Here is a 25,505-nt window from a genome sequence, read left to right as displayed (position 1 = left end):
TATTCCGCAACTACCATTTCAGGGAAGCAGCCGGTGATCAATAAAGCTATCTCGTTGCTTGATAGGTTTTTTCTATCAGAGTTCTTCGTCTTGCACGAGCACCCTCGCCTCGTGCAGCAAGGCCGATACAAGCGGCGTAAAGGGCTCGCGATAAGGCGCAACAAGGCCGACCAGATGATGCGCCTCCGGCTCGACGATCGGGATCATGCGGATTTCCACTGGAAATCCAAAGGATTTGGCCACATTGCGCGGCATGATGCTCGCCCAGCGTCCAGTCCTGACATGCGAGAACAGCACGATCATCGAGTTGGATTCGAGCGTCGGATGCGCTGTGGCGCCCGCTTCCGTCAAGTGGCGGTTGATGATCCGACGGTTCTGCATGTCGGCAGTCAATAGACAAAGCCGAAGATCGCCGATCTCCCGCCAAGTCACGTTGTCGCGATCGGATAGCGGACTGCCTGCAGCCGTGATCAGATTATAGCGCTCGGCATAGAGGGGAACGGTCGTGACGCGGCCGAGCGGCTCGTTTTCGAGATAGGTGATGCCGGCATCGATTTCGAGGTTTTCGAGCATGCTCAGCACCTGCAGCGAATTCCGCGAGACGATCGAAAAGGTCACGCCGGGATGCCGCTCCTGAAAAGGCGTGGTGATGCGCGAAAGCATGGCGAGCGCGGTCGGAATAGCGGCGAGGCGGATGTGGCCGGAAAGGCCGCGGCGCGCGGCGCGCATCTCTTCGCGCATGGTGCGGGCATCGCCGACGATGCGTCGGGCCCATTCGAGCACGCGCTGCCCTTCCGGCGTCAGCCCCTGGAACCGCGAACCGCGCTGCACCAGCATGACGCCAAGCTGATCCTCGAGCTGCCGGATGGCAGCCGAAAGCGTCGGCTGCGAGATCCCGCACTCCTCCGCGGCGCGGCCAAAATGCTTTTCATTGGCAAGGGCGATGAAGAATTCCAGCTTGTCGATCATCCGGTCTCCCGATCCGGCATGACATCATCCGGGTCAGTTCATCTTTGACGCAGCAGCCGTGCTCCGCAAGGGCGATCGCTAACTGTTTTCTGCAGCCGGAAAAAGATCGAACAGCGATTCGAGGAAGGCAAGCACGCTGACATTGCCGATGCTGTAATAGACCAGCCTGCCCTGACGGCGCGTATGGACCAGGCCTTCGAGCCTTAAACGCGCCAACTGCTGCGAGACCATTGCCTGCTGTATGCCGAGGATGTTCTCGATTTCACTCACCGTCCGCTCCTCGTTCGCCAGTATGCAGAGGATCAGAAGTCGGGTCTGGTGCGCTAGCGCTTTCAGCAGATCGCTCGCTTCGTGGGCTTTTCCAGCGAGTTTGTGCAATTCCTGGCCGGTCATCCCCGGCTCGGGTTTGGGCAACGGCATTCGGTATTATCTCGGAAGGGAGGCGATGAGGTAGATCAGCACAATAGCATATTCGCACAAGCGAATTGGTCAAAAGTGATGAAATGCCAAAAAAGGTCCAAACAAATCAGCAGATAAGCTGACCGCCGTTGATCTCGATCACCTGTCCGGTGATGTAGCCCGAGAGCGAGGGAGCCGCCAGGAACAGATAGGCGGGAGCGCAGTCCTCCGCCGTGCCGAGCCGCTGCAGGGGGATGGATTTTCTCGTCTGTTCCAGCTTTTCGCGGGAGGAATAGCGCTCATGGAATTCCGTCTCGATCGTTCCCGGTGACACGCAATTGACGCGGATTCCGTCCGGTGCAAGCTCACGGGCAAGCGCCTTGGAATAGGTCGCAACGAAGGCTTTCGAAGCCGAATAGATCGAGGAGCCGGGGCTGCCGCCGGTCAGCGCCGAAATCGAAACCGTGTTGACGATGGCAGCGCCTTCAGCCGCCTTCAATGCCGGCAGCAGCGCGCGTGTCAGCGCCACCACCGATGTCTGGTTGAGCCGCACGACCGCCTCATATTCTGCGTCGGTGAGCGTGGCAGCGGGAAAACGGCCAAGCATGGTACCGGCATTGTTGACGAGCACATCGACCCTGTCGAAGAAGGCGAGAGCATCTTCAGCAAATTGCGCTGCGCCACCGACTGCGGAGAAATCGGCATGCAGCAGCAGCGCCCGTCTTTCAGATTCAGCCGTCAGCAGGAAATCCGGGAGGTCGCGTCCCGGCTTGCGCCCGGTATGGACGATTACTTTCGCGCCGCAGTCCAGGAACTGCCGGGCCACTTCAAGGCCGATGCCGCGACCGGCGCCGGTCACGACCACATTGCGATTTTCGAACAGTCTGGGATGAAACACGAAGCCGTCCTCCTCGCGGACAGTGCCGCCGGTTGCGTCACTCGCCCTTAACATATGAGCACGCCGACCGAAAGAAAGGCGCGCATCGATCTTTCCCGGGAGAGACTTGGTCTCACCCCGGAAACTGCTCTTCCCAAGAAGTTCCAGCCTTCTAGTTTTCGGTCTCCAGAAGCCGCGCGCCTGGCCCCTCCTTGCCGAGCCGGTCGCAGGGATTGCGCAACGGACAGCTTTCGATCGACAGGCAGCCGCAGCCGATGCAGCCTGTCAGACGGTCGCGCAGCAGGCTAAGCCGCCTGATTCGGGCGTCGAGATCATCCTTCCAGCGCGCCGACAGCGTCTGCCAGTCGGCGACGGTCGGTGTGCGTCCCTGCGGCAGGGACTCGAACGCCGCCTGGATTTCCGAAAGCGGAATGCCGACACGCTGCGCCACCTTGATGATGCCGAGCCGGCGCAGCACATCGCGGCCATAGCGCCGCTGGTTGCCGCGGGAGCGGATGCTCGAGATCAGCCCCTTGGTCTCGTAAAAATGCAGCGCCGAGACGGCCAGGCCGCTGCGCTCTGCCACTTCACCGACCGTCAGGAGCTTGCCGAGCGGCGCCGCAGGAATTGTATCCATCACCTCTTGACCTCAATATTAGTTGAGGTTTTATACCCTTGGCTCCTGCAATCGTAAAGTCCAATCGCAACAAGGAGCGACGCGTGAAAACACCCACCAGGCTGGCTGTCATCTATGGGAGCACGAGAGAGGGCCGCATCTGCGACCGGGTGGTCAAATGGCTGACGCAGGAGCTCGTCCGCTTCCCGCAATTTGATATCGACATCATCGACCCGCTGGATTTCGCGCTGCCGGCCAACCGTGACATGACGCACCCCGAAATCGACAGGCTCGCCGGACGGCTTGGCATGGCCGACGCCTTCATCATCGTCACGCCGGAATACAATCACAGCTTCACCGCCTCGTTGAAGTCGATCATCGATTTCTTCTTCGAGCCCTGGCAGGGCAAGCCGGTCGCCTTCGTTTCCTATGGCGGCATATCTGGCGGCCTGCGCGCCGTCGAACAGCTGCGGCTCGTCTTTGCCGAACTCCACGCCGTGACGATCCGCGATTCGGTCAGCTTTGCCGCACCTTGGAACCGCTTCGACACAGACGGGCGGCTCGACAATCCCGCCGACGCAATGCGTTTGCTCGATCGGATGATGGCGAGGCTGGAATGGTGGACGCAGGCGCTCGTCACTGCCCGCAGCGATCGTCCCTATACCGACACAGAGCGCCGCGCGTCTTTTCGGACGCGCTAAGGACGCTCTATTACTTTGAATCTGCGCATAACCCCGAAAATCGATTCCGATTTTCGGGGTTATGCGCTAGCCGCCTGAGGCAGAGAGCTCCGGTTCCGTTCCCGGCAGGTACGGAACCATTGGGAACACCCGGACAGGACCTCCGTCCGGGTGTTTCCCGTCGCATCAGGTCCATCCCGACCGCGCAGACGGGTTCGCAATTTTGCTGTTGCGGGGAGGAAACCCCGGTGATAGTTTCCGCGCAAATAACAGGGGAGCTCCGTATCGCCGGGGCTGAGATGTGAGGTGCAAGCCTCTGGACCCTTCAAAGCTGATCTGGGTAATGCCAGCGGAGCGAGGTTCAGATGTTCTCAGGCGCACAGGTGTCACTCTATCCGATGTCCGGCAATTTCGTCGGCATCATTCTTGATGCCGTCAAGGCGCTCGACCCCTATCGCGACCGGCTGCGCATCGAGACCGATGACATCTCCACGCTGCTGGTCGGCCCGCCTGACATTCTCTTCGCCGCCATGCACGATCTATTCGTTGCCGCTGCGAAGACCGGCGAGCATTGCGTCCTGTCCGCCGCCGTTTCACGTGGCTGCCCCGGCGAGCCCGACGACGTCATCTGCGGCGTCAATCCTTCCCTCGGTCAGGCGGAGCCGCTTGCCGAACGTATAACAGCCGCACTTGCCGCCGTTGAAACCACCACCGAGACCGGCCAGCCGACCGCTGCGCAATTCTCGCTCTACGTCATGGGAACCGGTACCCATATGGACGAGATTTATGGCTGCATCGACTTCCTGAAGCGCTCCGGCACCTTCGACCGTGCCAAGAATTTCTGCACCAGGCTTTCTGGCGATGCCGGTGCCGTCTTCGCAACCATTCGTGAGGCCTTCTATCGCTTCGGCGACCCCGAGGACATGTTACCCTCGACATCACGGCGTCTGCCAATAGCCCGACGAAAGCCTGAAATCGAACGCTGATGACACTGCCACAACCATCGGCTTCGCGCCTTGCCGCGCACCGCGCCGCTCTCTACCGGGGCATACCCGCCTTGCTGGCCGGCTGCGTCTTTTTGGCGGCATGGGAACTCTATGTCGATCTTTCCGGTATCAAACCTTCCATCCTGCCGGCGCCTTCGCGCATCGTCATCCAGGGCTGGCTGAACCGCGAGGCGCTGATATCAAACACCTGGCCGACGCTCGGCGCGACACTCGGAGGTTTCGCGCTGTCGCTGGCCTTCGCCTTCGCCGCCTCGATCCTCATGGATTTCGTGCCCTTCATGCGCCGGGCATTGCTGCCGATCTTCATCGCCAGCCAGACCCTGCCGCTGGTGGCGATCGCGCCCCTCGTCGTCCTCTGGTTCGGCTTCGGCCTGTTGCCGAAGATCCTGCTGGTGGCGCTCGTCACCTTCTTCCCGCTGCTCGTCGCCTTGCTGCAGGGCTATGAATCGACTGACCGCGACATCGCCGAATTGCTGAATTCGATGAAAGCGAGCCGCTGGCGCATTTTCCGCCTGGCACGGCTTCCCTCCTCGCTGCCCTATTTCTTCGCCGGCCTGCGGATCTCGATCACCTATGCCGTCGTCGGCGCGATCTTTGCCGAATATGCCGGCGCCGCCCGCGGCCTCGGCATCTATATCCTCAACGCCAAGAACAATTTCCGTCCCGATCTCGTGCTCGCCGCCGTCGTCATCAGCGCCGTCCTGACACTCTGCCTCTTCGGAGCGACGCTATTGATCCAGCGCCTCGTCATGCCCTGGCAGCCAACCGCGGAGCGGCGCCGATGAGCGATGCAATGGTTGAACTGCACAATATCTCGAAGTCCTTCGACGGCATGAAGGTGCTGGGCGATATTTCGCTCGCCGTCGCAGACGGCGAGTTCGTTTCGATCGTCGGCCCCTCCGGCTCCGGAAAATCGACGGTGCTGCGACTGCTGACCCAGGCACTGCGCCCCGATGCCGGCACCATGCTTTTTAAGGGCGTGCCGCTGGAACAGGCGCCGCATTCCTTCGCCTTCATGCCGCAACGCGATGCGCTGATGCCCTGGCGCCGGATCATCGACAATGCGGCACTCGGTCTCGAGGTGAAAGGCATGAGCCGCCGCGCGGCCCGCGCCGCCGTCGCGCCGCTGTTCGAGAGCTTCGGCCTTGCCGGCTTCGAACACCACTATCCCTCCGAGCTGTCAGGTGGCATGCGCCAGCGCGCCGCGCTGCTGCGCACCGTCGTCCAGACCCAGGACATGCTGCTGCTCGACGAGCCTTTCGGCGCGCTGGACGCGCTGACGCGCACGCAGATCCAGGAATGGCTGCAGGGCATGTGGACCGAACACCGTTGGACGGCGCTGCTGATCACCCACGATGTTCGCGAGGCCGTGTTCCTCTCCGACCGTATCTACGTGCTTTCGGCCCGTCCGGCGCGTATCATCCGCGAATTCCGCGTTCCCCTGCCCCGCCCGAGAAGCATTGCCGATCTCGGCTCGCCGGCGGCCCAGGCGATCGAAACCGAAATCCTGCAAACCCTGCTTCATCCGCTAAAACAGGATGATTTTAGGCCGGTCGGCCTCAAATCTGAATCCTGTTCTGATTTAAAGAGTTAGAGCATGATGTCGTCCGAAAACCGCTCACATTTTTCGGCATCATGCTCTAGAGACCTGAGGAGGTCACCATGCTGCTTCTCACTCGTCGCCAGACGATCTTCGCCGCCATCGCGGCAAGCCTCGCCGGCCGTACCGCCCTCGCCCAATCGGCGCCCGCAAAGGTTCGCGTCGCGCTCGACTGGACACCCAACACCAACCATATCGGCATCTATGTCGCCAAGGCGAAGGGCTTCTATGCCGATGCCGGGCTCGATGTCGAGATTCTTCCCTTCACCGACACCAGCGCCGGAACGCTGGTGTCCAACGGCGTCGCCGATTTCGGCATCAGCAGCGAGATCGAGACCCTCACGCAGCGCGCTGGCGGCGGTGACGTGAAGATGGTCTACGGCGTCGTCCAGACGGAAACCGCACGCCTGATCTTCAAGGGCGGACGCGACGACATCAAGAGCCCGAAAGACCTCGACGGCAAGACCTATGGCGGCTTTGGCGGTACCTGGGAGAGCGCGCTGATCTCCGCGATGATCCGCAATGACGGCGGCAAAGGCGACGTCAAGACCGTCACCCTCGGCACCTCCGCCTACGAGGCGCTGGACAATGGCTCGATCGATTTCACGCTGGAGATCTACACCTGGGAAGGCATCGCCGCCGAACTGGAAAACCGGAAGATCGGCCGCTTCCACTATTCCGATTACGGCATTCCCGACGAACAGACGACGGTCATCGTCTCAAGCGACGCCTATCTCTCCGCAAGTCGGGAACACGCCCGCGCCTTCATCCAGGCGACACGAAAGGGTTATGCCTACTCCGTCGACCATCCCGACGAAGCCTGCGAGCTGCTGATCTCTGGAAGCAACGGCGCACTGATGAATACGGAACTGGTAAAGGCTTCTCAAAAGGCATTGATCGAGGGGCACTTCCTGAAATCCGAGGCCGGCGTGATCGGTAAGCTCGACCCGGCAAAGGCCGGGGCCCTCGGCGGATTCCTGATGGAGAATGGCATTCTGGTCGATGCGAATGGCGCCGCACTCAAGGAGAAGCCGGACTTTTCCACCTATTATACCAACGAACTTCTCGACTGAGCCCACCCCCTGCCTTGCCCGTCGCGGCTTTCCGCTGCAAAATCTCAGATACGGATTCAGATCTTGGGCCGCTCCGGCCTAAGAGCTGAATCCGTATCTAAATCAAGGAAGTGGTGCATGATGTCGTCCGAGCACCGCTCACACTTTTCGGCATCATGCTCTGGGCAAGGTGGGGAGGCAGGATGCGACAACAGGAGAGACTGGCCGGAGCGGACTTTCTGCGCGCGACGGCCTGTCTGCTGGTGCTCGCCCACCACTTCGCGCTGCGGCTGGATATGCGCAGAATCCCTGACGAACTCGGACCGACCGCACATATCCTCCGCTTCGGCAATTTCGGCGTCGCCATCTTCTTCGTGCTCAGCGGCTTTCTTCTTGCCCATCCCTTCTGGCGCGCACTCGACGCGGGCGGCGACATGCCGCGCCTCCGCCATTACGCGATCCGCAGGGCGGCGCGCATCGCTCCTGGCTTCTGGTTCGCCGCCACCATCGGCTTCGCTCTCAGCCTGACGCTGCTTGCCCTGCCGCTGACGCCGGAGATTGTGCTCCGCTACGTCTCCGGGCTGCTGTTCATGAGCCAGTGGCATTGGCGTACCTTGTTTCCTGTCGAAGCCGACGGGCCGCTCTGGTCGATTGCCTTCGAGGTCACCAGCTATGTGCTCCTGCCGATCTGCTTTCTCCTGCTATTTCGTTTGCCCCCCCTGAGGCGGCGCCCGTTGCTTGCCCGCTTCGCCTGGTTTTGCGTCATCGCAGCCGTACTTCTCGCCCATATGCTGATCCTGACCTTCTTTCCGCTCGACGACATCGGACGCGGCTGGCAGTACGGCCTGCAGGGCGGCGCGAAGGAGTGGATGCCGAGATATAATCCGATCGGCTTCTTTGCCGTCTTCGCGCTCGGCGCGCTTGCCGCGGGCGTCGAGGTCATGCTCCCAACAAGGCGCGCCTCCTGGTTCGATGTTGTATCGCTCCTGGCCATCGCCGTTGCCGGCTACCGCCTCGTCATATCGCCCGGCGGCTCCGACGAGGCTTACGGCTGGCTCGAAATCCCCTACGGTTTTCCGGTCTTTCCGCTGGCGGTCGCAACGGCGCTCGTTTCGCTCAGCCATTCGCAACACCTGGGAAGGCTGTTCGACAACGCTCCTGTCCGCTACATCGCAAAGATCTCCTTCGGCATCTATATCTGGCAGGAGATCATCCTGATATTGATCCAGAGACTCGACCCGGGCTCGTTTGGCTTTTCCTCGGAAAATGTCGTCACCGGCTGGCTGCAATCTTGCGGGCTGGCGGCGGCGCTCATCCTTCTGGTCGCGAGCCTCAGCTACTTCCTGCTGGAAAAACCGGCGATCGATCTCGGCAACCGGCTGACATCTCGCCTACCCAATCGGGCTACTCCTTTCAAAGTATAAATTCGCCATAGGTGCAACTACAGGCATTAAGGTTAACGCGAAATACTCCCATTTTTGGCGTCTTTAGGGTTATCAAATTCATATTTATACCGATGACAAACGATACGTGACCATGTATCTGTCTCACTGCTGTTCAGTATCGCATCTAAACTTGTGGACCTTGCGTAATGAATGCTTTTACTTCGAAGACGAATTCACGCTTCGATCCGTCTCAGCGTCAGGACAAAACCAAGACCCTGGTTATAGCGAACTCCAACATTCGCCAGCCGGATAGCTTTTCCCCTGTAGAAAGAAAAATGGCGTTGCGGCTGGCCATGAAGCGGTTGATCGACATCGTCGCCTCAGTCAGCGCCCTTCTCGTGCTGGCGCCGCTTTTTCTGGCCATCGCTCTTTTCATCAAACTCGACGATGGCGGTCCGGTGTTTTTCCGCCAGATCCGCTGGGGGCTGAACGGCCGGAAGATCACGGTCTTCAAGTTCCGGTCGATGCGCGCCGAAGCTTGTGATCCGAGCGGCGTTCAACAGACCGTCAAGGGCGACAGCCGGGTGACAAGCATCGGCGCGGTGCTCCGCAAGACCAATATCGACGAGCTGCCGCAGCTTTTCAACGTCCTCAGGGGCGAGATGTCGCTGGTCGGCCCGCGCTGCCACGCCATCAACATGCGGGCAGCCGGCAAGCTCTACGAAGAACTGGTGCCGGACTACCATCAACGCCACATCATGCGCCCCGGCATCACCGGTCTTGCGCAGACACGCGGTTGGCGGGGCCCGACGGCGCGATCGCTGCAAGCCCGCGCCCGCATCGCTTGCGATATCTATTATGTCAGGAATTTCAGCCTGCTGCTCGACCTGAAGATACTGCTCAGGACGGTCGTCATCGAGCTGCGCGGCGGTACAGGCTTCTGAGATGAACTTTGCGCGTTGCAAAAGCGGCGATATCCACCGCTTGTTCATTTCAAGCCACCAGTGGCGCTGTCTTCCGCCCCCTAAGAGATGGAACGGACACAAAAAAGGCGGCTGTTACAGCCGCCTTTCATCGTCATAGTCGATTGCGATCAGTCCTGTTGAACGATACCGCTCAGATGCGTCATTTCCATGATGAAGTGCTCGAGCTTCGACTTATGCTCGTGCAATTCGGCATGTTCGAGTTCCCTACGGGCGGCCTCGATGCGGCGGGTCAGCTCGTCCTTTTGGAGTTCTTCGACCGGAACTGCAGATTCAGCAAGCAATGTACAGCCGGTCGGCAGGATATCAGCAAAACCGCCGAACACCACATAGTCCTGTTTCTTACCGGAGGCGAAACGCACGCTTACGACACCAGGCTTGATCGTCGTCATCGTCGGAGCATGGTTTGCCATGACCGTCATTTCGCCTTCGGTCGCAGGAATGACGACCTCAGTCACCATCTCCGACAGCAGCAGGCGCTCCGGTGAAACGAGCTCAAAGTTGAAATTGTCAGCCATCAGTGACTTACCTTCTCGGCTATGGCTTTTGCATCTTGCAATTTTGTCCCGCAGAACGGGCAGTGCAGTATCGCTTGATCGAGATAGCCGAGGCCTTCCTCGCTCTGGACAAGACCTACCACCATCATCAGCACACCATTATCGGCGCGATAGACGGTGGGAGCAGCTGGTTCCGGAAGATCCGCCACGACCCCCCTCAGGGAGTCGCAGCAGAATATTTCGTCTAGCGCGTCGCTCATCAAGCAGCTACGAGCTTCTTGGCCTTCTCGACAGCTTCGTCCATAGAGCCGACCATGTAGAAGGCAGCCTCCGGCAAGTGATCATATTCGCCGTTGACGAGGCCCTTGAAGCCCTTGATCGTGTCTTCAAGAGCAACCAGTTTGCCCGGCGATCCGGTGAAAACTTCGGCGACGAAGAACGGCTGCGACAGGAAGCGCTCGATCTTGCGGGCGCGGGCGACGGCAACCTTGTCTTCTTCGGACAGTTCATCCATGCCAAGGATCGCAATGATGTCCTGGAGGGCCTTGTAACGCTGCAGCGTCGACTGGACCTTACGGGCGACTTCGTAATGCTCTTCGCCGACGACCAACGGGTCGAGCATGCGCGACGTGGAGTCGAGCGGATCGACGGCCGGGTAGATACCCTTTTCAGCGATCGAGCGCGACAGAACCGTCGTTGCGTCCAAGTGAGCGAACGAAGTTGCCGGCRCCGGGTCAGTCAAGTCGTCGGCCGGAACGTAAATGGCCTGGACCGAGGTGATCGAGCCGGTGGTTGTCGTCGTGATGCGCTCCTGCATCTGGCCCATGTCGGTTGCGAGCGTCGGCTGATAGCCGACGGCCGACGGGATGCGGCCGAGCAGAGCCGACACTTCGGAACCTGCCTGCGTGAAGCGAAAGATGTTGTCGACGAAGAACAACACGTCCTGGCCCTGGTCACGGAAGTGTTCGGCGACCGTCAGGCCGGTCAGAGCAACGCGCGCGCGCGCACCCGGCGGCTCGTTCATCTGGCCGTAAACCAGCGCAGCCTTCGAGCCTTCGCCACCACCGTGCTTGTTGACGTTCGATTCGATCATTTCATGGTAAAGGTCGTTGCCTTCGCGGGTGCGTTCACCGACGCCCGCAAAAACCGAGTAACCACCATGCGCCTTGGCGACGTTGTTGATCAGTTCCATGATCAAGACGGTCTTGCCGACGCCGGCGCCACCGAAGAGGCCGATCTTGCCGCCGCGTGCATACGGGGCGAGAAGGTCGACGACCTTGATGCCGGTGACGAGGATCTGCGCTTCTGTCGACTGCTCGACATAGGTCGGCGCATCCTGGTGGATGGAGCGCTTGTGGGCGGTAACCAGCGGACCTGCTTCGTCGACCGGCTCACCGATGACGTTCATGATGCGGCCGAGCGTCTCATTGCCGACGGGAACCATGATCGGAGAGCCCGTGTCGGTGACTTCCTGGCCGCGCACGAGACCGTCGGTCGAATCCATCGCTATGGTACGAACGACGTTTTCGCCAAGGTGCTGCGCAATTTCGAGAACGAGGCGATTGCCGTTGTTGCTGGTTTCCAGCGCGTTCAGGATCTTCGGCAGTTCGCCTTCGAAAGCAACGTCGACGACGGCGCCGATAACCTGTGTGACTCTGCCGACAGAGCCTGTCTTGGGGGTAGCTGCCTCAGCCATTTTCTGACCCTCTTTTCCTAACCTCAGAGCGCTTCCGCGCCCGAAATGATTTCAATGAGTTCCTTGGTGATCTGCGCCTGACGCTGGCGGTTGTAGCTCAGCGTCAGCTTGTTGATCATCTCACCGGCGTTACGCGTCGCATTATCCATCGCGCTCATCTTCGCACCCATCTCGCCGGCAACGTTCTCGAGGAGCGCACGGAAGACCTGGACCGAGATATTGCGCGGGATCAGATCTTCGAGGATCGATGCCGGATCCGGCTCATATTCGTAGACGGCACCTGCATGCGCGGCATCTTCGCTCTGTACTCCGCCCGTCGAAGCCGGGATGAGCTGCTGCGCTGTTGGAATCTGGCTGATCACCGACTTGAATTCGGAATAGAATAGCGTGCAGACGTCAAATTCACCAGCCTCGTACATCTGGATGACGCGCTTGCCGATCTGGTCCGCATTCTCGAAACCGATTCGCTTGACGTCGCGCAATTCCTTGCGCTCGATGATCAGAGAAGCATATTCGCGGCGAAGGATGTCATAACCCTTCTTGCCGACGGTAAAGATCTTCACCGTCTTGCCCTCGGCAAGCAGCTTGCGGACATGCTCGCGCGCAAAGCGTGCGATTTGCGAATTGAAGCCACCGCAAAGACCGCGTTCGGCTGTGCAGACCACCAGCAGGTGAACCTGGTCCTTGCCGGTACCGGTCATCAGTGTCGGCGCGCCATCCGCATCGGTGACGGCCTTGGCGATGTTCGCCAGAACCGCRCCCATGCGCTGCGAATAAGGCCGGGCGGCCTCGGCCGCCTCCTGCGCACGCCGAAGCTTCGCCGCGGCGACCATTTTCATCGCCTTGGTGATCTTCTGCGTCGCCTTGACGGAGGCGATCCGGTTTTTCAGATCCTTAAGTGAAGGCATCCGTGATCCGTCCTAACTTAGGGCCCGATTACGAGAAAGACTTTGCGAAGCTATCGAGAGCAGCGGTAAGCTTGCCCCTGGTATCATCGCTGATTGCCTTTTCCGTGCGGATCGCGTCGAGGATGGCGGTGCCTTCCGAACGCAGATATGAGAGGAGACCCTGCTCGAACTTGCTGACCGAAGCAACCGGCAGCTTGTCGAGATAGCCGTTGACGCCCGCGAAGATCACCGCGACCTGTTCCTCCGTCTTCAGCGGCGAGAACTGCGACTGCTTCAGGAGTTCGGTCAGGCGTGCGCCACGGTTCAGCAGGCGCTGCGTCGCAGCGTCGAGGTCCGAACCGAACTGGGCGAAGGCAGCCATTTCGCGATACTGCGCGAGTTCGCCCTTGATCGAGCCGGCAACCTGTTTCATCGCCTTGATCTGCGCCGCCGAACCAACGCGGGAAACCGACAGACCAACGTTCACGGCAGGACGGATACCCTGATAGAAAAGATCGGTTTCAAGGAAGATCTGGCCGTCGGTGATCGAAATCACATTGGTCGGAATGAAGGCCGAAACGTCGTTACCCTGCGTCTCGATAACCGGCAGAGCGGTCAGCGAACCGGCGCCCATGTCGTCATTCATCTTCGCAGCGCGCTCGAGCAGGCGCGAATGCAGGTAGAAAACGTCGCCCGGATAGGCTTCGCGACCCGGCGGGCGGCGCAGCAGAAGCGACATCTGACGGTAGGATACGGCCTGCTTGGACAGATCGTCGTAACCGATCAGCGCATGCATGCCGTTATCACGGAAATATTCGCCCATGGTGCAGCCGGYAAACGGAGCCAGGAACTGCATCGGCGCCGGATCGGAAGCGGTGGCGGCAACGATGATCGAATATTTCAGAGCGCCGCGCTCTTCGAGCACCTTGACGAACTGCGCGACAGTCGAACGCTTCTGGCCGATGGCGACGTAGACGCAGTAAAGCTTCTCACCTTCCGGACCGTTGTCGTGAATGGCCTTCTGGTTGAGGAAGGCATCGAGAAGGATCGCGGTCTTGCCGGTCTGGCGGTCGCCGATGACGAGTTCGCGCTGGCCGCGGCCGACCGGGATCAGCGCATCGATGGCCTTGAGGCCAGTCGACATCGGTTCATGAACCGACTTGCGGGGGATGATCCCGGGAGCCTTGATGTCGACGCGCGAGCGGCGCGTCGCATTGATCGGGCCTTTGCCGTCGATCGGATTGCCGAGCGCGTCGACGACGCGGCCGAGCAATTCAGGTCCGACCGGAACGTCGACGATGGCGCCGGTCCGCTTGACGGTGTCGCCTTCCTTGATGTCACGGTCAGCGCCGAAGATGACGACGCCGACATTGTCGGATTCGAGGTTCAGCGCCATGCCACGGACGCCGCCCGGGAACTCGACCATTTCACCGGCCTGGACATTGTCCAGACCATAGACACGAGCGATACCGTCACCGACGGAGAGAACCTGGCCGACTTCCGAGACTTCTGCCTCTTTGCCGAAATTTTTGATCTGGTCTTTGAGAATTGCGGAAATTTCCGCGGCGCGGATATCCATCAGCCAACCTCTTTCAATGCGAGCTTAAGGGTAGAGAGTTTGGTACGAAGAGACGTATCAATCTGACGGGACCCGACCTTCACGATCAGACCACCAAGAATTGACGGATCAACCGTGACGGCAATCGTCACGTCTTTGCCGGTAACGCTCTTGAGTGCCACCTTCAATTCGGTTTCCTGCGCTTGCGAAAGCGCATGCGCCGAGGTGACCTCGGCGGAAATTTCACCGCGATGGTTCGCGGCGATGATGCGGAAGGCCTTGATCATGCCCGGCAGGGCAAACAGGCGGCGGTTGCGCGCCACGACCTTCAGAAAATTGGCGAAGAAACCGCTGATGCCGGCCTTCTCGCTGATGGCGACGATCGCCTTCAACTGGTCTTCGGCGGAGAAAACCGGGCTTGCGACGAAACGCTTCAGGTCGGCACTCTCATCCAGCATCGTCTGGAAATGGTCAAGATCGGCGGTTACGCTGTCGACGGCGCCCTGCTCGAGCGCCAGTTCGAAAAGCGACGAGGCATAGCGCTCGGCAACACCAGAAGTAAGCTGGGACGTGTCTGCCACTGGCACAAATTTCCCTGATTTCAACCCAAAATCCGGCTCTCGGCGGGCGCCGAACCTATGATCTTGAATTCGTTTTGATTTCCCCCAGAAATCACAAGAGAAGCCTCTTGCTTCTTCCGAAATTCGGGGTCCGTCTAACATAGGATGTACGGACTCGCAACACGCGTAACGCCCGAATATGCCTTTCATATGATTTTCTGTTCGCAAAATTGCGCAATGGCCTGGAAGGAGGCCAGAAATGCCGTCTGCCGGCAGAGAGAGTCACGTCTGGATGAAGCCGAAAACGTAGAGCAGCGGTAGCGCGGCCAAAGCAATCTGCACAACCAGGAGTAAATAGTTGACGAGATTACTCCCCTTATCGGACAGGATCGAGATGATACGGGCAAAGGCAGCCATCGCGAAAGAGGCGCCGAGCGCCATGTAGATCCAGTCCTGGGCGAGCAGGATCGCCGACAGGCCGAAACCGAGATAGAAACCGCCCATCGAGCGTCCCTCGCCGAAACCTTCCGGCCGCCCCTCCTGCGCCTGCAGACCGAGAAGACGGAAAGTCTGCCCCGGCGCGAACATCATGATGAAGCCGGCAAGCGCCGTGAAAGCGGCAGAGCAAAAAGCAAGCTGCTCGCCAAGCTCGGTCGGAAAATAAAACTCCATGCGTCAGCCCCAAATCACCCGGATGAATCAGTGTTTTATGGCATGGGCCGAAAAAGGAGGAAATGGCGTCTAGAGAAAACTCTGCGGATCGATATCCAGCTGCACCTGCACCGATCCGCGCTCCTTGGGTGACTGCGACAGCATCGCCCGCAGGAACCCCTGCATGTCCGAGTTCCGCCGGCCGTGCACCAGGAGGCGGAAGCGATGACGGCCGCGTACCAGCGCGAGCGGCGCTTCGGCCGGGCCGAGCACCGAGATACCCGACACCTGCGGTGCGGCGTTGCGCATGCCGCGCGCATGGTTTTCAGCATCATGGCGGGTTTCGGCCGAAACGATGATCGAGGCAAGCCTGCCAAAGGGCGGCAGCACGGCGCGTTCGCGTTCGCTGATCTCGCGCTCGTAGAAGGCGTCGGAATCACCTGATACGATCGCCTGCATGACAGGATGCTGCGGCTGATAGGTCTGCAGCAGCCCATGGCTCTTCAGGCCGGTGCGCCCGGCCCGGCCGGTCACCTGCGACAAAAGCTGGAAGGTGCGCTCGGCCGCGCGGGGGTCTCCATTGGCAAGGCCGAGATCGGCATCGACGATGCCGACCAGCGTCATCAGCGGAAAATTATGCCCCTTGGCGACAAGCTGGGTACCGATGACGATATCGGCCTCGCCCTTGGCGATCGCTTCGAGCTCCAGCCGCAGCCGCTTCACCCCACCCATAATATCCGAGGAGAGAACGATCGTTCGCGCCTCCGGGAAATGCCGTTCCACCTCTTCGGCGATGCGCTCGACTCCTGGCCCGCAGGCAACGAGATGGTCGAGCGTGCCGCATTCCGGGCAGGCTTCCGGCGTGCGCTCGGCATGGCCGCATTGGTGGCATTGCAGCTGCTTGCGGAAACGATGCTCCACCAGCCAGCTCGAACATTGCGGGCACTGGAACCGATGGCCGCAGACCCGGCAAAGCGTCAACGGCGCATAACCGCGGCGGTTGAGAAACAGCAGCGCCTGTTCGCGCTTCTCCACCGTCTTGCCGATCGCCCGGATCAGCACCGGCGACAGGAAGCCGCTCCGCTCCGGCGCATGCCTGCGCATATCGACCAGATGCAGGTCCGGCATCGCCGCATCGCCGAAACGCGTCGGCAGGTGGACGGTGCTGTAGCGTCCGCTCTGCCCGTTGACCTGGCTTTCGACCGACGGCGTCGCCGACACCAGGATGACGGGGAAATCGCCGATTCGGCCGCGCACCACAGCCATGTCGCGAGCATTGTAAAAGACGCGATCCTCCTGCTTGTAAGCGGGATCGTGCTCCTCGTCGACGATGATCAGGCCGAGATCCTCGAAGGGCAGGAAGAGTGCCGAGCGCGCGCCCGCCACCACCCGCACTTCGCCGGTCACCGCCTGGCGCCAGACCTTTTCGCGCATGCGCGGCGCAAGATCGGAATGCCATTCGGCCGGCTTTGCCCCGAAGCGGTCCTGGAAGCGCTCCATGAAACTGGCCGTCAGCGCGATCTCCGGCAGCAGGATCAGCACCTGCTTGCCACGTTTCAGCGTCTCGGCAATCGCCTCGAAATAAACCTCGGTCTTGCCGGAGCCGGTCACCCCGTCGATCAGCGACACCGAAAATTCGCCCTTGCGGACGTCGGTAACGATCTCTTCGGCTGCCTCCTTCTGCGGCCCTTCGAGACGTGCGGCGGCAAAATCCGGATCGGGCATCGCCACAACCGGCGGCGGCGGCAGGAATATCGCCTCAAAAATGCCGAGCGTGATCAGTCCGTCGACGACGCTCGTCGAGACGCCCGCCGCATGGGCAAGACCGCTGCGTGTCCAGGAAAAGCCGTCGGAGGCGGTATCGAGCACCCGGGCGCGCGCCGGCGTCATCCGTTCCGGTTCGCCGCCGACGAGCTTCAACCCCTCCACCATCGGTTCCGGCTCGAAGGCGTTCGGCGCCCTCAGCGCCATGCGAGCAACGAGCCCAGGCGGCGAGAGCGTATAGGTCGCCACCCAATCGATGAAATCCCGCATCTCCCTGGAAAGCGGCGGGCAGTCGAAGACATGGCTGATCGGCCGAAGCTTCTTCGGATCGACGCCGTCTTCGCCGCCGTCCCAGACGACGCCGATCACCTGCCGCGGCCCGAGCGGCACCTGCACGACCGAGCCGGGCTCGACCGCCATGCCATCCGGCACCGAATAGGAATAGGGTTTGGGCGCCGGCATCGGCACCAGCACCGGAACCGTTCGGTTCGCGGGCGGTGCCTCGAAAAGCGCGCCAAAGAGATCGGACGAATCTGTGCTCATCGCGCGAGACCATGCCCGCAAATCGATGGAATTGAAACTGCAAAGACGGAGCAGGATTCTGCTCGTCCCCTGCATCTCCGCTTTCCACGGCCGCGCCTTGCGCATGATGACCACGCGGTCGAAAATGTAGTATGCGGTCGCAGGAAGACGGCGTATTTCGCGATACCGACCTTATAGAGACTCGAGCAGGCCGCCATTGACGATCCCACGATTGCCGAAAAGATTTTTGTTCGAAATGCCGAGGCGCTGTTCTTCGGCCGCTGAATTGGAGAGTACGAATGGCCAGACTGACCGAAGATGCCAAGGGCGTCTATGTGATCGCCGTAACCCCCTTCACCGATGACGGCGCGCTCGATCTCGCCAGTATCGACAGCATGGTCGATTTCTACGAGGGCGCCGGCGTCACCGGCCTGACGGTGCTTGGCCAGCTCGGCGAGGCCCCGAAGCTGACCGCCGAGGAATCGCGGACAGTCGTCCAACGGGTGCTGAAGCGCCTCGACGGGCGCCTCCCCGTCGTTGTCGGCGTTTCGGCGCCAGGGCTTGCGCCGATGAGCGAACTTGCCGAAGCCGTTATGGGCGAGGGGGCGGCCGGTGTCATGGTTGCGCCGCCCTGGACCGTCAAGACTGACGATCAGGCCTTCGCCTTCTACCAGTCGGTTGGCGAGACCCTGGGCGATACGCCCTTCGTGCTGCAGGATTATCCGCTCACCACCAATGTGACCATCGCGCCTAAGGTCATCGAGCGCATCGTCAACGAGGTGCCGAATTGTGTCATGCTCAAGCACGAGGACTGGCCGGGTCTTTCGAAAATCTCAGCGCTTCGCGCCGCCAGCGACAAGGGCGCCATGCGGCGTATCTCCATCCTCTGCGGCAATGGCGGGCTTTTCCTGCCCGAAGAGATGGGCCGCGGCGCCGATGGCGCAATGACCGGCTTTTGTTATCCGGAGATGATGGTTGGCGTCGTCGAGGCCTATGCAGCCGGAAATCCCGATCGCGCCCATGCGATCTTCGACGCCTATCTGCCGCTCGCCCGCTACGAACAGCAGCAGGGCATTGGCCTTGCCTCGCGCAAATATGTGCTTGCCAAGCGCGGCGTGATCAAGTCGGCCACCCTGCGCAAGCCGGGCGCCAAGCTCTCCGCACTCGATATTGCCGATGTCGAGCGGCTGTTGGCGCGCCAGGCCATCCGCCTCAAGGAGATCGGGGCGTAACACACTGGCGCAAATCCGAAGCCGCTGGACCATCGTTATGGTGCTGCAGCGCGAGCAGATGGCTATGTCCATCTCGTCCGTGAGGCTGAAACCCGAGCGACTCCCAGAACCTTGCCGCACCATCGTTTCCCGCATGAACGGTGACGAGGGTACAGAAGGACGACGCATGGTCAACCAGAGCCATGGCAAGCATCCGGCCGATGCCGCGCCCGCGCATTGCGGGACTGATGTAGAAACGCCGCATCCGCAGCACCCCTGACATGGCCGTTTCAACAGTCATGCCGCCGATGCCGGCGAGCACCTCATCGGCATAGGCGCCAAGCAGCCTTTCGCCATCACGATCGAATCTGACGGCGCCGGTCGACCATTCGTCGATAAGGCGGGCGATATGGCGATAGCCTTCTTGCCGGGCCTCGCTTTCGAGATCTGCGATCTCCTGCGGCAACCGATCGCGGAACGTGCGGATATTGATTGTCATGGCAATGCCGGTGGTTCTAGATTGCAGGAACCGGAACCTCGCGGTGCATCGCCGCGGCCGGCGGGCCGACCGGCACGAAGGTCGCGTCGCCATCCCCGGCCATATCCTGCACCGTATGTTTCTCCAGCGCCTTCGTCACCTCATTGAGATCGCCGTCTAGCTGTTCGGCGGGAATAAGATTGCCGATCACGAAATCGAAGCGGTCGCCGCGTTTGTTCAACAGTTCGTGGAACACGGTCATGTCGCGAAGCTCCGTCGACCATTTCGCCAGCCAGTAGAACAGCCCAGAATTGCGCGCCGTCACATGGACCGGAAGGATCGGCAGATTGTATTTGCGCGCCAGCCCGACGGCCGAGGTCTTCCATGGCCGTTCGTTCAGCCGGCCGTTTGCCCAGTAGGCGATGCGGCCTGAGGGAAAGAGCACTGTCGCCTTGCCTTCCTTCACCGCATGGTTGGTCAGTTGCAGCGTTTCGCGCGCCTTCAGCTTGCTCTTATGCTCCTCCCGCCATTCGACAGGAATGATCATCTCGGCAAACCGCGGATTGACGCGGATGGCATCGCGATTGGCAAAGAACATCATGTCCGGCCGACGCGCTTTCAAGAGATCGAACACGGCAACGCCATCGGCGATGCCTGTGGGATGGTTGCTGACGAGGATGAAGCCGCCGGCATCAGGGATGCGTTCGCCATTGGTGATGCCGATGTCGAGCTTCAGCACATCACTCAGATATTCGAACGACTGGAAACCCGGCATCTTGGCAACCGCATTGGCGAATTCGAGCGCCTTGTTGTAACGCAGCAGCGTGTAGAGGAATGGCCGCATGACCGGCCAGAGCGGATTTTTCACGATCCTCTGGCCGCGTTCGGCAATCAGCGTATCGACGATATGACCGGGCTTTCCCTGTGAAACGAGAGCGATCGCTTCCGCGAGCTGTCCGAAAGCCGTCATGGAATCGCGCCGTGCCATGAAAGATCCTGTCTATGGGTAAAAGCTATCGCAGTACAATATGATCGAAGGATGACAAAGGCTTGGCCGGCATTAGCAATTCCATAACTGTTCCTGCTCCAAATTGGCGGACTTGAAGGCAAAATCAAGGCCAGCAACGTGAACGAACTGCTTGTTATCGCCGATCCGCGCCTGATGGCGGAGCGTGCCGCATGGCTTGAAAATCTCGCCCGTGAGCGCCGTCTTTCCGAGCATACGCTCGACGCTTACGAGCGCGACACCCGCCAGTTCCTGACCTTCCTGACCGGCCATCTCGCCGGCCCGGTGACGCTCCGGGACATCAGGGAGTTGCGCCCCGCCGATTTCCGCGCCTTCCTGGCGGCCCGGCGCAGGCAGGGCTCCGGCGCCCGCTCGCTCGGCCGCAATCTCGCCGGTCTCCGTTCGCTGCTGCGCCATCTCGAAAAGAAGGGCCTGGTCAACGCCGCCGGCGCCGGCGCAGTGCGCTCGCCGAAACAACCGAAATCGCTGCCCAAGCCGCTGTCGGACACGCAGGCGATCACCGTCGTCAGCGACGACGCCCAACTGCATGACGAACCCTGGATTGCGGCGCGCGATGCGGCTGTCATGACGCTGCTCTACGGCTGCGGCCTGCGCATCTCCGAAGCGCTTGATCTTGCTCCCGCCGACCTGCAGAAGGGCGCAACGGTGCTGCGCATCACCGGCAAGGGCAACAAGACGCGGCTGGTGCCGTTGCTGTCTGTGGTTTTCGACGCGGTCGAGAAATACCGCGCGCTCTGCCCATACCATCTCGAAAGCGGTGAACCGCTGTTTCGCGGCGCCCGCGGCGGCAAGCTGCAGGCGGCAATCATCCAGCGCACCATGCAGAAGATGCGCAGCGCCTTCGGTCTGCCGGAAACGGCGACACCGCATGCCCTGCGCCATTCCTTCGCCACCCACCTGCTTGCCGGCGGCGGCGATCTGCGCACCATTCAGGAATTGCTCGGCCATGCCAGCCTTTCCACAACGCAGGTCTATACCGGAGTCGATGCGTCACGGCTGCTCGAGGTGTATGATCGGGCGCATCCGCGCGCCTAGCGCATCGGCCCGGAAATCGGAATTGATTTTTGGAAGCACGATGCGTTGATTTAAAGTGCATCGTCATGAATCCGATTTGATGTGATGCACTTTAACTTTCGTTAACGCATTCTCTTAAAGGAATATGCGCAAGCCGGGCGTAGACCATGAAACGCACAAGGCATGTGATCGGAACACCCATCATGACGACATCAATCGGCCGCCGGACGTCTTACCTCGCAGTGCCGGCCAATCTGTTGCTCTGGCTGATCGCAGCCTTTCACATGCTGCTTCTTGCGGCCCTCTTTGTCGCCTTCCTGACTGCAAGGCCGGCGGCGGCCGAAGACGTGGCCTGCACTGGCCGCAACCTGATGGTCGAGTTGCAGCAGAACGACCCTGCCCGCTATGCCGAGGCGCTGAAGGAAGCCGACGCCACGCCGAACGGCAAGGGCATCTTCTGGAAGGTCGAGAAGCCGGGACTTGCACCTTCGTGGCTGCTCGGCAGCATGCATGTTACCGATCCGCGCGTGCTCGCCTTGCCACCGCGCGCCCAGGCAGCCCACGATGCCGCCAGTACGATCGTCATCGAATCCGACGAGATCCTCGATGAGCGGAAAGCGACCGCCGCCCTGCTCGCAAAGCCGGAGTTGACGATGTTCACCGACGGCACGACGATCGACAAGCTGCTTTCTCCCGAGGACTACAAGCGCCTCGAAACCGGCCTCAAGCAGCGCGGTATCCCGCTCAGCGCCGTTTCCCGCATGCGGCCCTGGATGATCTCGAGCGCCGTCGCCCTGCCGGCCTGCGAAATCGCCCGCAAGGCAAAGGGCGTGCAGTTCCTCGACCAGAAGATCGCCACCGATGCCGTTGCTCAGGGCAAGCAGGTCAAGGGGCTGGAAACCCTTGCCGAACAGATCCAGGCCATGGCCGATCTGCCGGTCGAATTCCATCTGAAGTCGCTGATCGAGACGCTGGAACTCGGCGACAAGATGAGCGATGTCGTCGAGACGATGACCGACCTCTACCTCTCCGGTGATATTGGCATGACCATGCCGATGCTGAAAACGGTGACGCCTGAAGAAGAGGGCGAAAATAACGATTATGCCGCCTTCGAGCAGCGTGTCATCCTCGACCGCAACAAGGTAATGGCCGAACGCGCCGCCCCCATTCTCGACGGCGGCAACGTCTTCATGGCCGTCGGCGCCCTGCACCTGCCCGGCAAGGACGGCGTCATCGAACTGCTACGCCAGCAGGGCTTCACGGTGACAGCCGTTAATTAGGTCCAACCTCAGTAATTTGCGGTAGCGGCAGCTCTCTGAGATTGACAACCCCAGTTTGCATACGTCACATGGCGGCATTTACAGCCCTTTGTTCCCAAAAGAGTTTCAATGCTCAGCCAGAATATGGTTTTCACCTCGAGAGCGGCCTCGAAAGGTCTTCCCACGTTCGGTAACGRCGCACTGCTAGTGGCGGCGGCGATGCTAACGATATTTTCCTTTTCGCCTGCCTTGGCCGATGACGAACTGGCTTGCCCGGGTCAGAACCTTTTGATCCAACTGGAAAAGGAAGATCCCGTCCGTTTCAGGAAGGCTGTCGAGAAAGCCGAGACGATACCGAACGGCAATGCGATCTTCTGGAAAATCGAAAAGCCGGTCTCCAGCCTTCCTGGTTGCTCGGCACGATGCATGTGAGCGATTCTCGTGTATTGGACATGCCGGAAGGATTTTACGAAGCGTACGACGCTATCGACACTCTGACTGTCGAGTTAGCGGAAATCGCAGAGCCGGAAAAACTTGTGCTGGAGATCTTCAAGCATCCCGAGCTGACCACGCTCCCGGGTGACAAGACCCTCGATCACATCTTGCCCCCTGACGCGACCAGCGAAGTCGCTGCCGGCTTGAAGAAAAAGGGCATCAACGTGAACCTGATGGCTAAGATGCGACCTTGGTTCATCTACGCCAGCCTCCAGACACGTGGCTGCGATATCAAGCGCAGAGCAAGCGGCCTCAGGGTACTGGACGAATCTCTCGCCCTCGAGGCGCTAGATGATGGTGTCAATCTGGTCGGCCTGGAAACGCCAGTCGAGCAAATTAAGGCCCTGTCGGATGTCCCGGACGACCGCATGCTTCAGAACCTGCGGGAGTTGTTGGCGTTTCCGAATGGTATGGATGACATAACCGAGACGATGATCAGCCTCTACGATCAGGGTAAGATCGGAATGATCTTCTCGCTCATGGAGGTCGTCTCGACAGATCTCGCTGCTGAAAAAGCCTTCGAAAACCGTATGATCACGGATCGAAACAAGGTCATGGCGGAGCGGGCGAAGCCCTACCTCGACAAGGGGCGCACCATGATCGCCGTCGGAGCGGCGCACCTGCCCGGCGACGACGGCTTGGTTGAACTGCTACGCCGGCAGGGCTTTACCGTCACCGCGGTGAACTGAACCCGCTGACGGTCAGCCGAGCGTCATGCGGCGCAGAACATTGCTTTTCCAATAGAACTGATGGACGAGGGCGCCGGCGACATGCGCCGCAATCAGCGCCCAGAGAATGATCTTCAGGACATCCGCGTGGAACGAACCGGCGGGATAGATACCGAAATAGTAGGCGGCGATGCCCGAAAGCGGCATCGAGAAGATCAGGATGTAGAGGCCGGCATGGGCAAGCCTCGCTGCAAGACGGAAGATCGCCGGCTCCTGTGCGACCTCGTCCGGGACGCCCTTGGTAAAACGCAGCCCGAGCCTGAGGACGGCAAGCATCAGGATGGCGATGCCGACATAGGCATGGATATTCGCCGACGAAATCTGCTCCGGCGTCGGTACCTGGCCTCTGCGCATCAGCCGATGCCAGATATTCATGCCATCGGGAAACAGCAGGTTGAAGAAGATCAGCAGCGCCACGGCCCAGTGAAGAAAACGCTGGCTCAGGCTGTAACTCACGATGGACGGCTGCTGCATTTCTGGACCTTCACGGATGCTGAACTCAACGATAGGCAACAACTAAAACAGCCGCCTGCCTTTCGGCAAGCGGCTGTATGCTTTGTTACGAATATGTAAGATTACATATGGATCGGCTTGAAGAAGGTTGCGAGCGCAGCCTCTTTCACCGCTTCCGACATTGTGGGATGCGCGTGGCAGGTACGGCCGAGATCTTCTGACGAACCGCCGAACTCCATCAGCACGGCGATCTCGTGGATCATCTCGCCGGCGCCGAAGCCGACGATATGGCCGCCGAGCACGCGGTCGGTTTCCTTGTCGGCAAGAATCTTGACGAAGCCGTCCGTCGCCAGCATCGCACGCGCCCGGCCGTTCGCCGTGAACGGGAACTTGCCAACCTTGTAGGCGATATCATCCGCCTTGAGTTCTTCCTCGGTCTTGCCGACGGAAGCGATTTCCGGCTGGGTGTAGACGACGCTCGGAATGACCTCGTAATTCACATGGCCATGCTGCCCGGCAAGGATTTCGGCAAGCGCCACGCCCTCGTCTTCCGCCTTGTGCGCCAGCATCGGACCCTTGACCACATCGCCGATCGCATAAATGCCGGCAACATTGGTCTTGAAGTGACCGTCGATCTCGACGCGGCCGCGATTGTCGAGCGTAACACCGGCCTCTTCGAGGCCGAGACCCGATGTATAGGGCTTGCGGCCGGTGGCGATCAGCACGACTTCGGCCTCGAGCGTCACCTTGTCGCCGCCCTTGACGGGCTCGAAAGTGACCTTGGCGCCCTTGTCGCCCTTTTCAACGCCGGTGACCTTGGCGCTGAGATTGAAATCGATGCCCTGCTTGGCAAGCATACGCTGGAATTGCTTGGAGACTTCGCCGTCCATACCACCAAGGATGGTGTCGAGATATTCGACGACGGTGACTTTGGCGCCGAGGCGCGACCAGACGGAACCGAGCTCGAGACCGATAACGCCGCCGCCGACGACGATCAGCGTTTCAGGCACCTTCTCCAGCGCAATGCCGCCGGTAGACGAGATGATGGTCTTTTCATCGATCTCGACCTGCACGCCAGGAATGCCGGCGACGTCGGAGCCGGTGGCGATGACAATGTTCTTGCCTTCGATCTCCTGC

At 60.5% G+C, this 25,505-nt stretch carries 26 protein-coding genes, 1 pseudogene and 1 riboswitch; of the genes and pseudogenes, 11 read left to right on the top strand and 16 right to left on the bottom strand.

Annotated features, from left to right (window positions below):
• Positions 1–75: 75 nt before the first annotated feature.
• The 4 genes from AC1D1Z_RS05390 to soxR all read right to left on the bottom strand — a co-directional run bounded on the left by AC1D1Z_RS05390 (position 76) and on the right by soxR (position 2,882).
• Positions 76–969 (bottom strand): LysR family transcriptional regulator, encoded by an 894-nt coding sequence (locus tag AC1D1Z_RS05390; protein WP_003543441.1) that lies wholly within the window; start codon positions 967–969, stop codon positions 76–78.
• Between the two features lie 78 nt (positions 970–1,047).
• A complete protein-coding gene (locus tag AC1D1Z_RS05385; RefSeq protein WP_018069028.1) occupies positions 1,048–1,389 on the bottom strand; it encodes an ArsR/SmtB family transcription factor in 342 nt (113 codons plus the stop codon).
• Positions 1,390–1,495: 106 nt separating this feature from the next.
• The gene (locus tag AC1D1Z_RS05380) at positions 1,496–2,266 is read right to left on the bottom strand and encodes an SDR family NAD(P)-dependent oxidoreductase (protein WP_018517248.1); all 771 of its coding nucleotides are present in this window, start codon (positions 2,264–2,266) and stop codon (positions 1,496–1,498) included.
• Between the two features lie 151 nt (positions 2,267–2,417).
• The gene (gene soxR / locus AC1D1Z_RS05375) at positions 2,418–2,882 is read right to left on the bottom strand and encodes a redox-sensitive transcriptional activator SoxR (RefSeq protein ID WP_017995352.1); all 465 of its coding nucleotides are present in this window, start codon (positions 2,880–2,882) and stop codon (positions 2,418–2,420) included.
• A gap of 83 nt (positions 2,883–2,965) precedes the next feature.
• Between soxR and AC1D1Z_RS05370 the strand changes: the two genes are divergently transcribed.
• The 7 genes and pseudogenes from AC1D1Z_RS05370 (at position 2,966) to AC1D1Z_RS05340 (ending at position 9,529) form a co-directional block, all read left to right on the top strand.
• Positions 2,966–3,562 carry an NADPH-dependent FMN reductase gene (locus AC1D1Z_RS05370; protein ID WP_028734244.1) on the top strand — a complete coding sequence of 199 codons (597 nt, stop codon included), beginning with the start codon at positions 2,966–2,968 and terminating at the stop codon, positions 3,560–3,562.
• A gap of 240 nt (positions 3,563–3,802) precedes the next feature.
• A riboswitch (TPP riboswitch) is annotated at positions 3,803–3,916 on the top strand.
• Positions 3,907–4,514, top strand: a pseudogene (locus AC1D1Z_RS05365) (YkoF family thiamine/hydroxymethylpyrimidine-binding protein). It overlaps the preceding riboswitch by 10 nt.
• A gap of 12 nt (positions 4,515–4,526) precedes the next feature.
• Positions 4,527–5,333, top strand: a complete 807-nt coding sequence (locus AC1D1Z_RS05360; RefSeq protein ID WP_131646871.1) for an ABC transporter permease — start codon at positions 4,527–4,529, stop codon at positions 5,331–5,333.
• Positions 5,330–6,142: an ABC transporter ATP-binding protein gene (locus AC1D1Z_RS05355; protein ID WP_131646872.1), complete on the top strand. Its 813-nt coding sequence runs from the start codon at positions 5,330–5,332 to the stop codon at positions 6,140–6,142. The genes AC1D1Z_RS05360 and AC1D1Z_RS05355 overlap by 4 nt, the downstream gene beginning before the upstream one ends.
• Positions 6,143–6,210: 68 nt before the next feature.
• Entirely contained in the window at positions 6,211–7,221 is a 1,011-nt protein-coding gene (locus AC1D1Z_RS05350) for an ABC transporter substrate-binding protein (protein WP_131646873.1), read from the top strand.
• Between the two features lie 182 nt (positions 7,222–7,403).
• Entirely contained in the window at positions 7,404–8,624 is a 1,221-nt protein-coding gene (locus AC1D1Z_RS05345; protein ID WP_131646874.1) for an acyltransferase family protein, read from the top strand.
• 167 nt (positions 8,625–8,791) lie between these two features.
• Positions 8,792–9,529: a sugar transferase gene (locus AC1D1Z_RS05340; RefSeq protein WP_018243851.1), complete on the top strand. Its 738-nt coding sequence runs from the start codon at positions 8,792–8,794 to the stop codon at positions 9,527–9,529.
• Between the two features lie 149 nt (positions 9,530–9,678).
• Here the strand turns inward: AC1D1Z_RS05340 and AC1D1Z_RS05335 are convergent, their stop codons facing one another.
• The 8 genes from AC1D1Z_RS05335 to AC1D1Z_RS05300 all read right to left on the bottom strand — a co-directional run bounded on the left by AC1D1Z_RS05335 (position 9,679) and on the right by AC1D1Z_RS05300 (position 17,724).
• Complete coding sequence (locus AC1D1Z_RS05335; RefSeq protein ID WP_018243852.1) at positions 9,679–10,086, bottom strand: F0F1 ATP synthase subunit epsilon; 408 nt, start codon at positions 10,084–10,086, stop codon at positions 9,679–9,681.
• Complete coding sequence (locus AC1D1Z_RS05330) at positions 10,086–10,325, bottom strand: hypothetical protein (protein ID WP_018243853.1); 240 nt, start codon at positions 10,323–10,325, stop codon at positions 10,086–10,088. Before AC1D1Z_RS05330 ends, AC1D1Z_RS05335 begins: the two co-directional genes overlap by 1 nt.
• Complete coding sequence (gene atpD / locus AC1D1Z_RS05325) at positions 10,325–11,761, bottom strand: F0F1 ATP synthase subunit beta (protein WP_477849736.1); 1,437 nt, start codon at positions 11,759–11,761, stop codon at positions 10,325–10,327. Before atpD ends, AC1D1Z_RS05330 begins: the two co-directional genes overlap by 1 nt.
• A gap of 23 nt (positions 11,762–11,784) precedes the next feature.
• Positions 11,785–12,669: a F0F1 ATP synthase subunit gamma gene (locus AC1D1Z_RS05320; protein ID WP_018243855.1), complete on the bottom strand. Its 885-nt coding sequence runs from the start codon at positions 12,667–12,669 to the stop codon at positions 11,785–11,787.
• A gap of 28 nt (positions 12,670–12,697) precedes the next feature.
• Entirely contained in the window at positions 12,698–14,227 is a 1,530-nt protein-coding gene (atpA, locus tag AC1D1Z_RS05315) for a F0F1 ATP synthase subunit alpha (protein WP_477849734.1), read from the bottom strand.
• Positions 14,227–14,793 carry a F0F1 ATP synthase subunit delta gene (locus tag AC1D1Z_RS05310; RefSeq protein WP_018243857.1) on the bottom strand — a complete coding sequence of 189 codons (567 nt, stop codon included), beginning with the start codon at positions 14,791–14,793 and terminating at the stop codon, positions 14,227–14,229. The genes atpA and AC1D1Z_RS05310 overlap by 1 nt, the downstream gene beginning before the upstream one ends.
• Before the next feature lie 255 nt (positions 14,794–15,048).
• Positions 15,049–15,438 carry an AGROH133_08824 family phage infection protein gene (locus tag AC1D1Z_RS05305; RefSeq protein ID WP_018243858.1) on the bottom strand — a complete coding sequence of 130 codons (390 nt, stop codon included), beginning with the start codon at positions 15,436–15,438 and terminating at the stop codon, positions 15,049–15,051.
• A 69-nt stretch (positions 15,439–15,507) separates the two neighbouring features.
• The gene (locus AC1D1Z_RS05300) at positions 15,508–17,724 is read right to left on the bottom strand and encodes a primosomal protein N' (RefSeq protein WP_131646875.1); all 2,217 of its coding nucleotides are present in this window, start codon (positions 17,722–17,724) and stop codon (positions 15,508–15,510) included.
• Positions 17,725–18,002: 278 nt separating this feature from the next.
• Between AC1D1Z_RS05300 and AC1D1Z_RS05295 the strand changes: the two genes are divergently transcribed.
• Positions 18,003–18,935 carry a dihydrodipicolinate synthase family protein gene (locus tag AC1D1Z_RS05295; protein WP_131646876.1) on the top strand — a complete coding sequence of 311 codons (933 nt, stop codon included), beginning with the start codon at positions 18,003–18,005 and terminating at the stop codon, positions 18,933–18,935.
• On the opposite strand, the gene AC1D1Z_RS05290 is transcribed toward AC1D1Z_RS05295, so the two are convergent.
• On the bottom strand, positions 18,916–19,413 hold the full coding sequence (locus AC1D1Z_RS05290; protein WP_131646877.1) for a GNAT family N-acetyltransferase: 498 nt from the start codon (positions 19,411–19,413) through the stop codon (positions 18,916–18,918). The two genes, AC1D1Z_RS05295 and AC1D1Z_RS05290, sit on opposite strands and share 20 nt — an antisense overlap.
• Positions 19,414–19,429: 16 nt before the next feature.
• On the bottom strand, positions 19,430–20,380 hold the full coding sequence (locus AC1D1Z_RS05285; protein WP_113543715.1) for a GNAT family N-acetyltransferase: 951 nt from the start codon (positions 20,378–20,380) through the stop codon (positions 19,430–19,432).
• Positions 20,381–20,518: 138 nt separating this feature from the next.
• On the opposite strand from AC1D1Z_RS05285, the gene AC1D1Z_RS05280 reads away from it, so the two are divergent.
• The 3 genes from AC1D1Z_RS05280 to AC1D1Z_RS05270 all read left to right on the top strand — a co-directional run bounded on the left by AC1D1Z_RS05280 (position 20,519) and on the right by AC1D1Z_RS05270 (position 23,876).
• Positions 20,519–21,454, top strand: a complete 936-nt coding sequence (locus AC1D1Z_RS05280; RefSeq protein WP_018243873.1) for a tyrosine recombinase XerC — start codon at positions 20,519–20,521, stop codon at positions 21,452–21,454.
• Positions 21,455–21,636: 182 nt separating this feature from the next.
• Positions 21,637–22,713, top strand: coding sequence for a TraB/GumN family protein (locus AC1D1Z_RS05275; protein ID WP_047620379.1), 1,077 nt, complete (start codon positions 21,637–21,639; stop codon positions 22,711–22,713).
• A gap of 248 nt (positions 22,714–22,961) precedes the next feature.
• Positions 22,962–23,876, top strand: coding sequence for a TraB/GumN family protein (locus AC1D1Z_RS05270; protein ID WP_245515874.1), 915 nt, complete (start codon positions 22,962–22,964; stop codon positions 23,874–23,876).
• 12 nt (positions 23,877–23,888) lie between these two features.
• On the opposite strand, the gene AC1D1Z_RS05265 is transcribed toward AC1D1Z_RS05270, so the two are convergent.
• Together AC1D1Z_RS05265 and lpdA are read right to left on the bottom strand one after the other, a co-directional pair.
• Positions 23,889–24,389 carry a cytochrome b gene (locus tag AC1D1Z_RS05265; protein WP_131646879.1) on the bottom strand — a complete coding sequence of 167 codons (501 nt, stop codon included), beginning with the start codon at positions 24,387–24,389 and terminating at the stop codon, positions 23,889–23,891.
• Between the two features lie 101 nt (positions 24,390–24,490).
• Positions 24,491–25,505, bottom strand: a 1,015-nt coding sequence (lpdA, locus tag AC1D1Z_RS05260; RefSeq protein ID WP_477849728.1) for a dihydrolipoyl dehydrogenase, incomplete at its 5' end; no start/stop codon positions are given.

The sequence above is a fragment of the Rhizobium sp. P1_E1 genome, from assembly GCF_056406015.1.
This window is presented reverse-complemented; position numbering and strand designations above follow the sequence as displayed.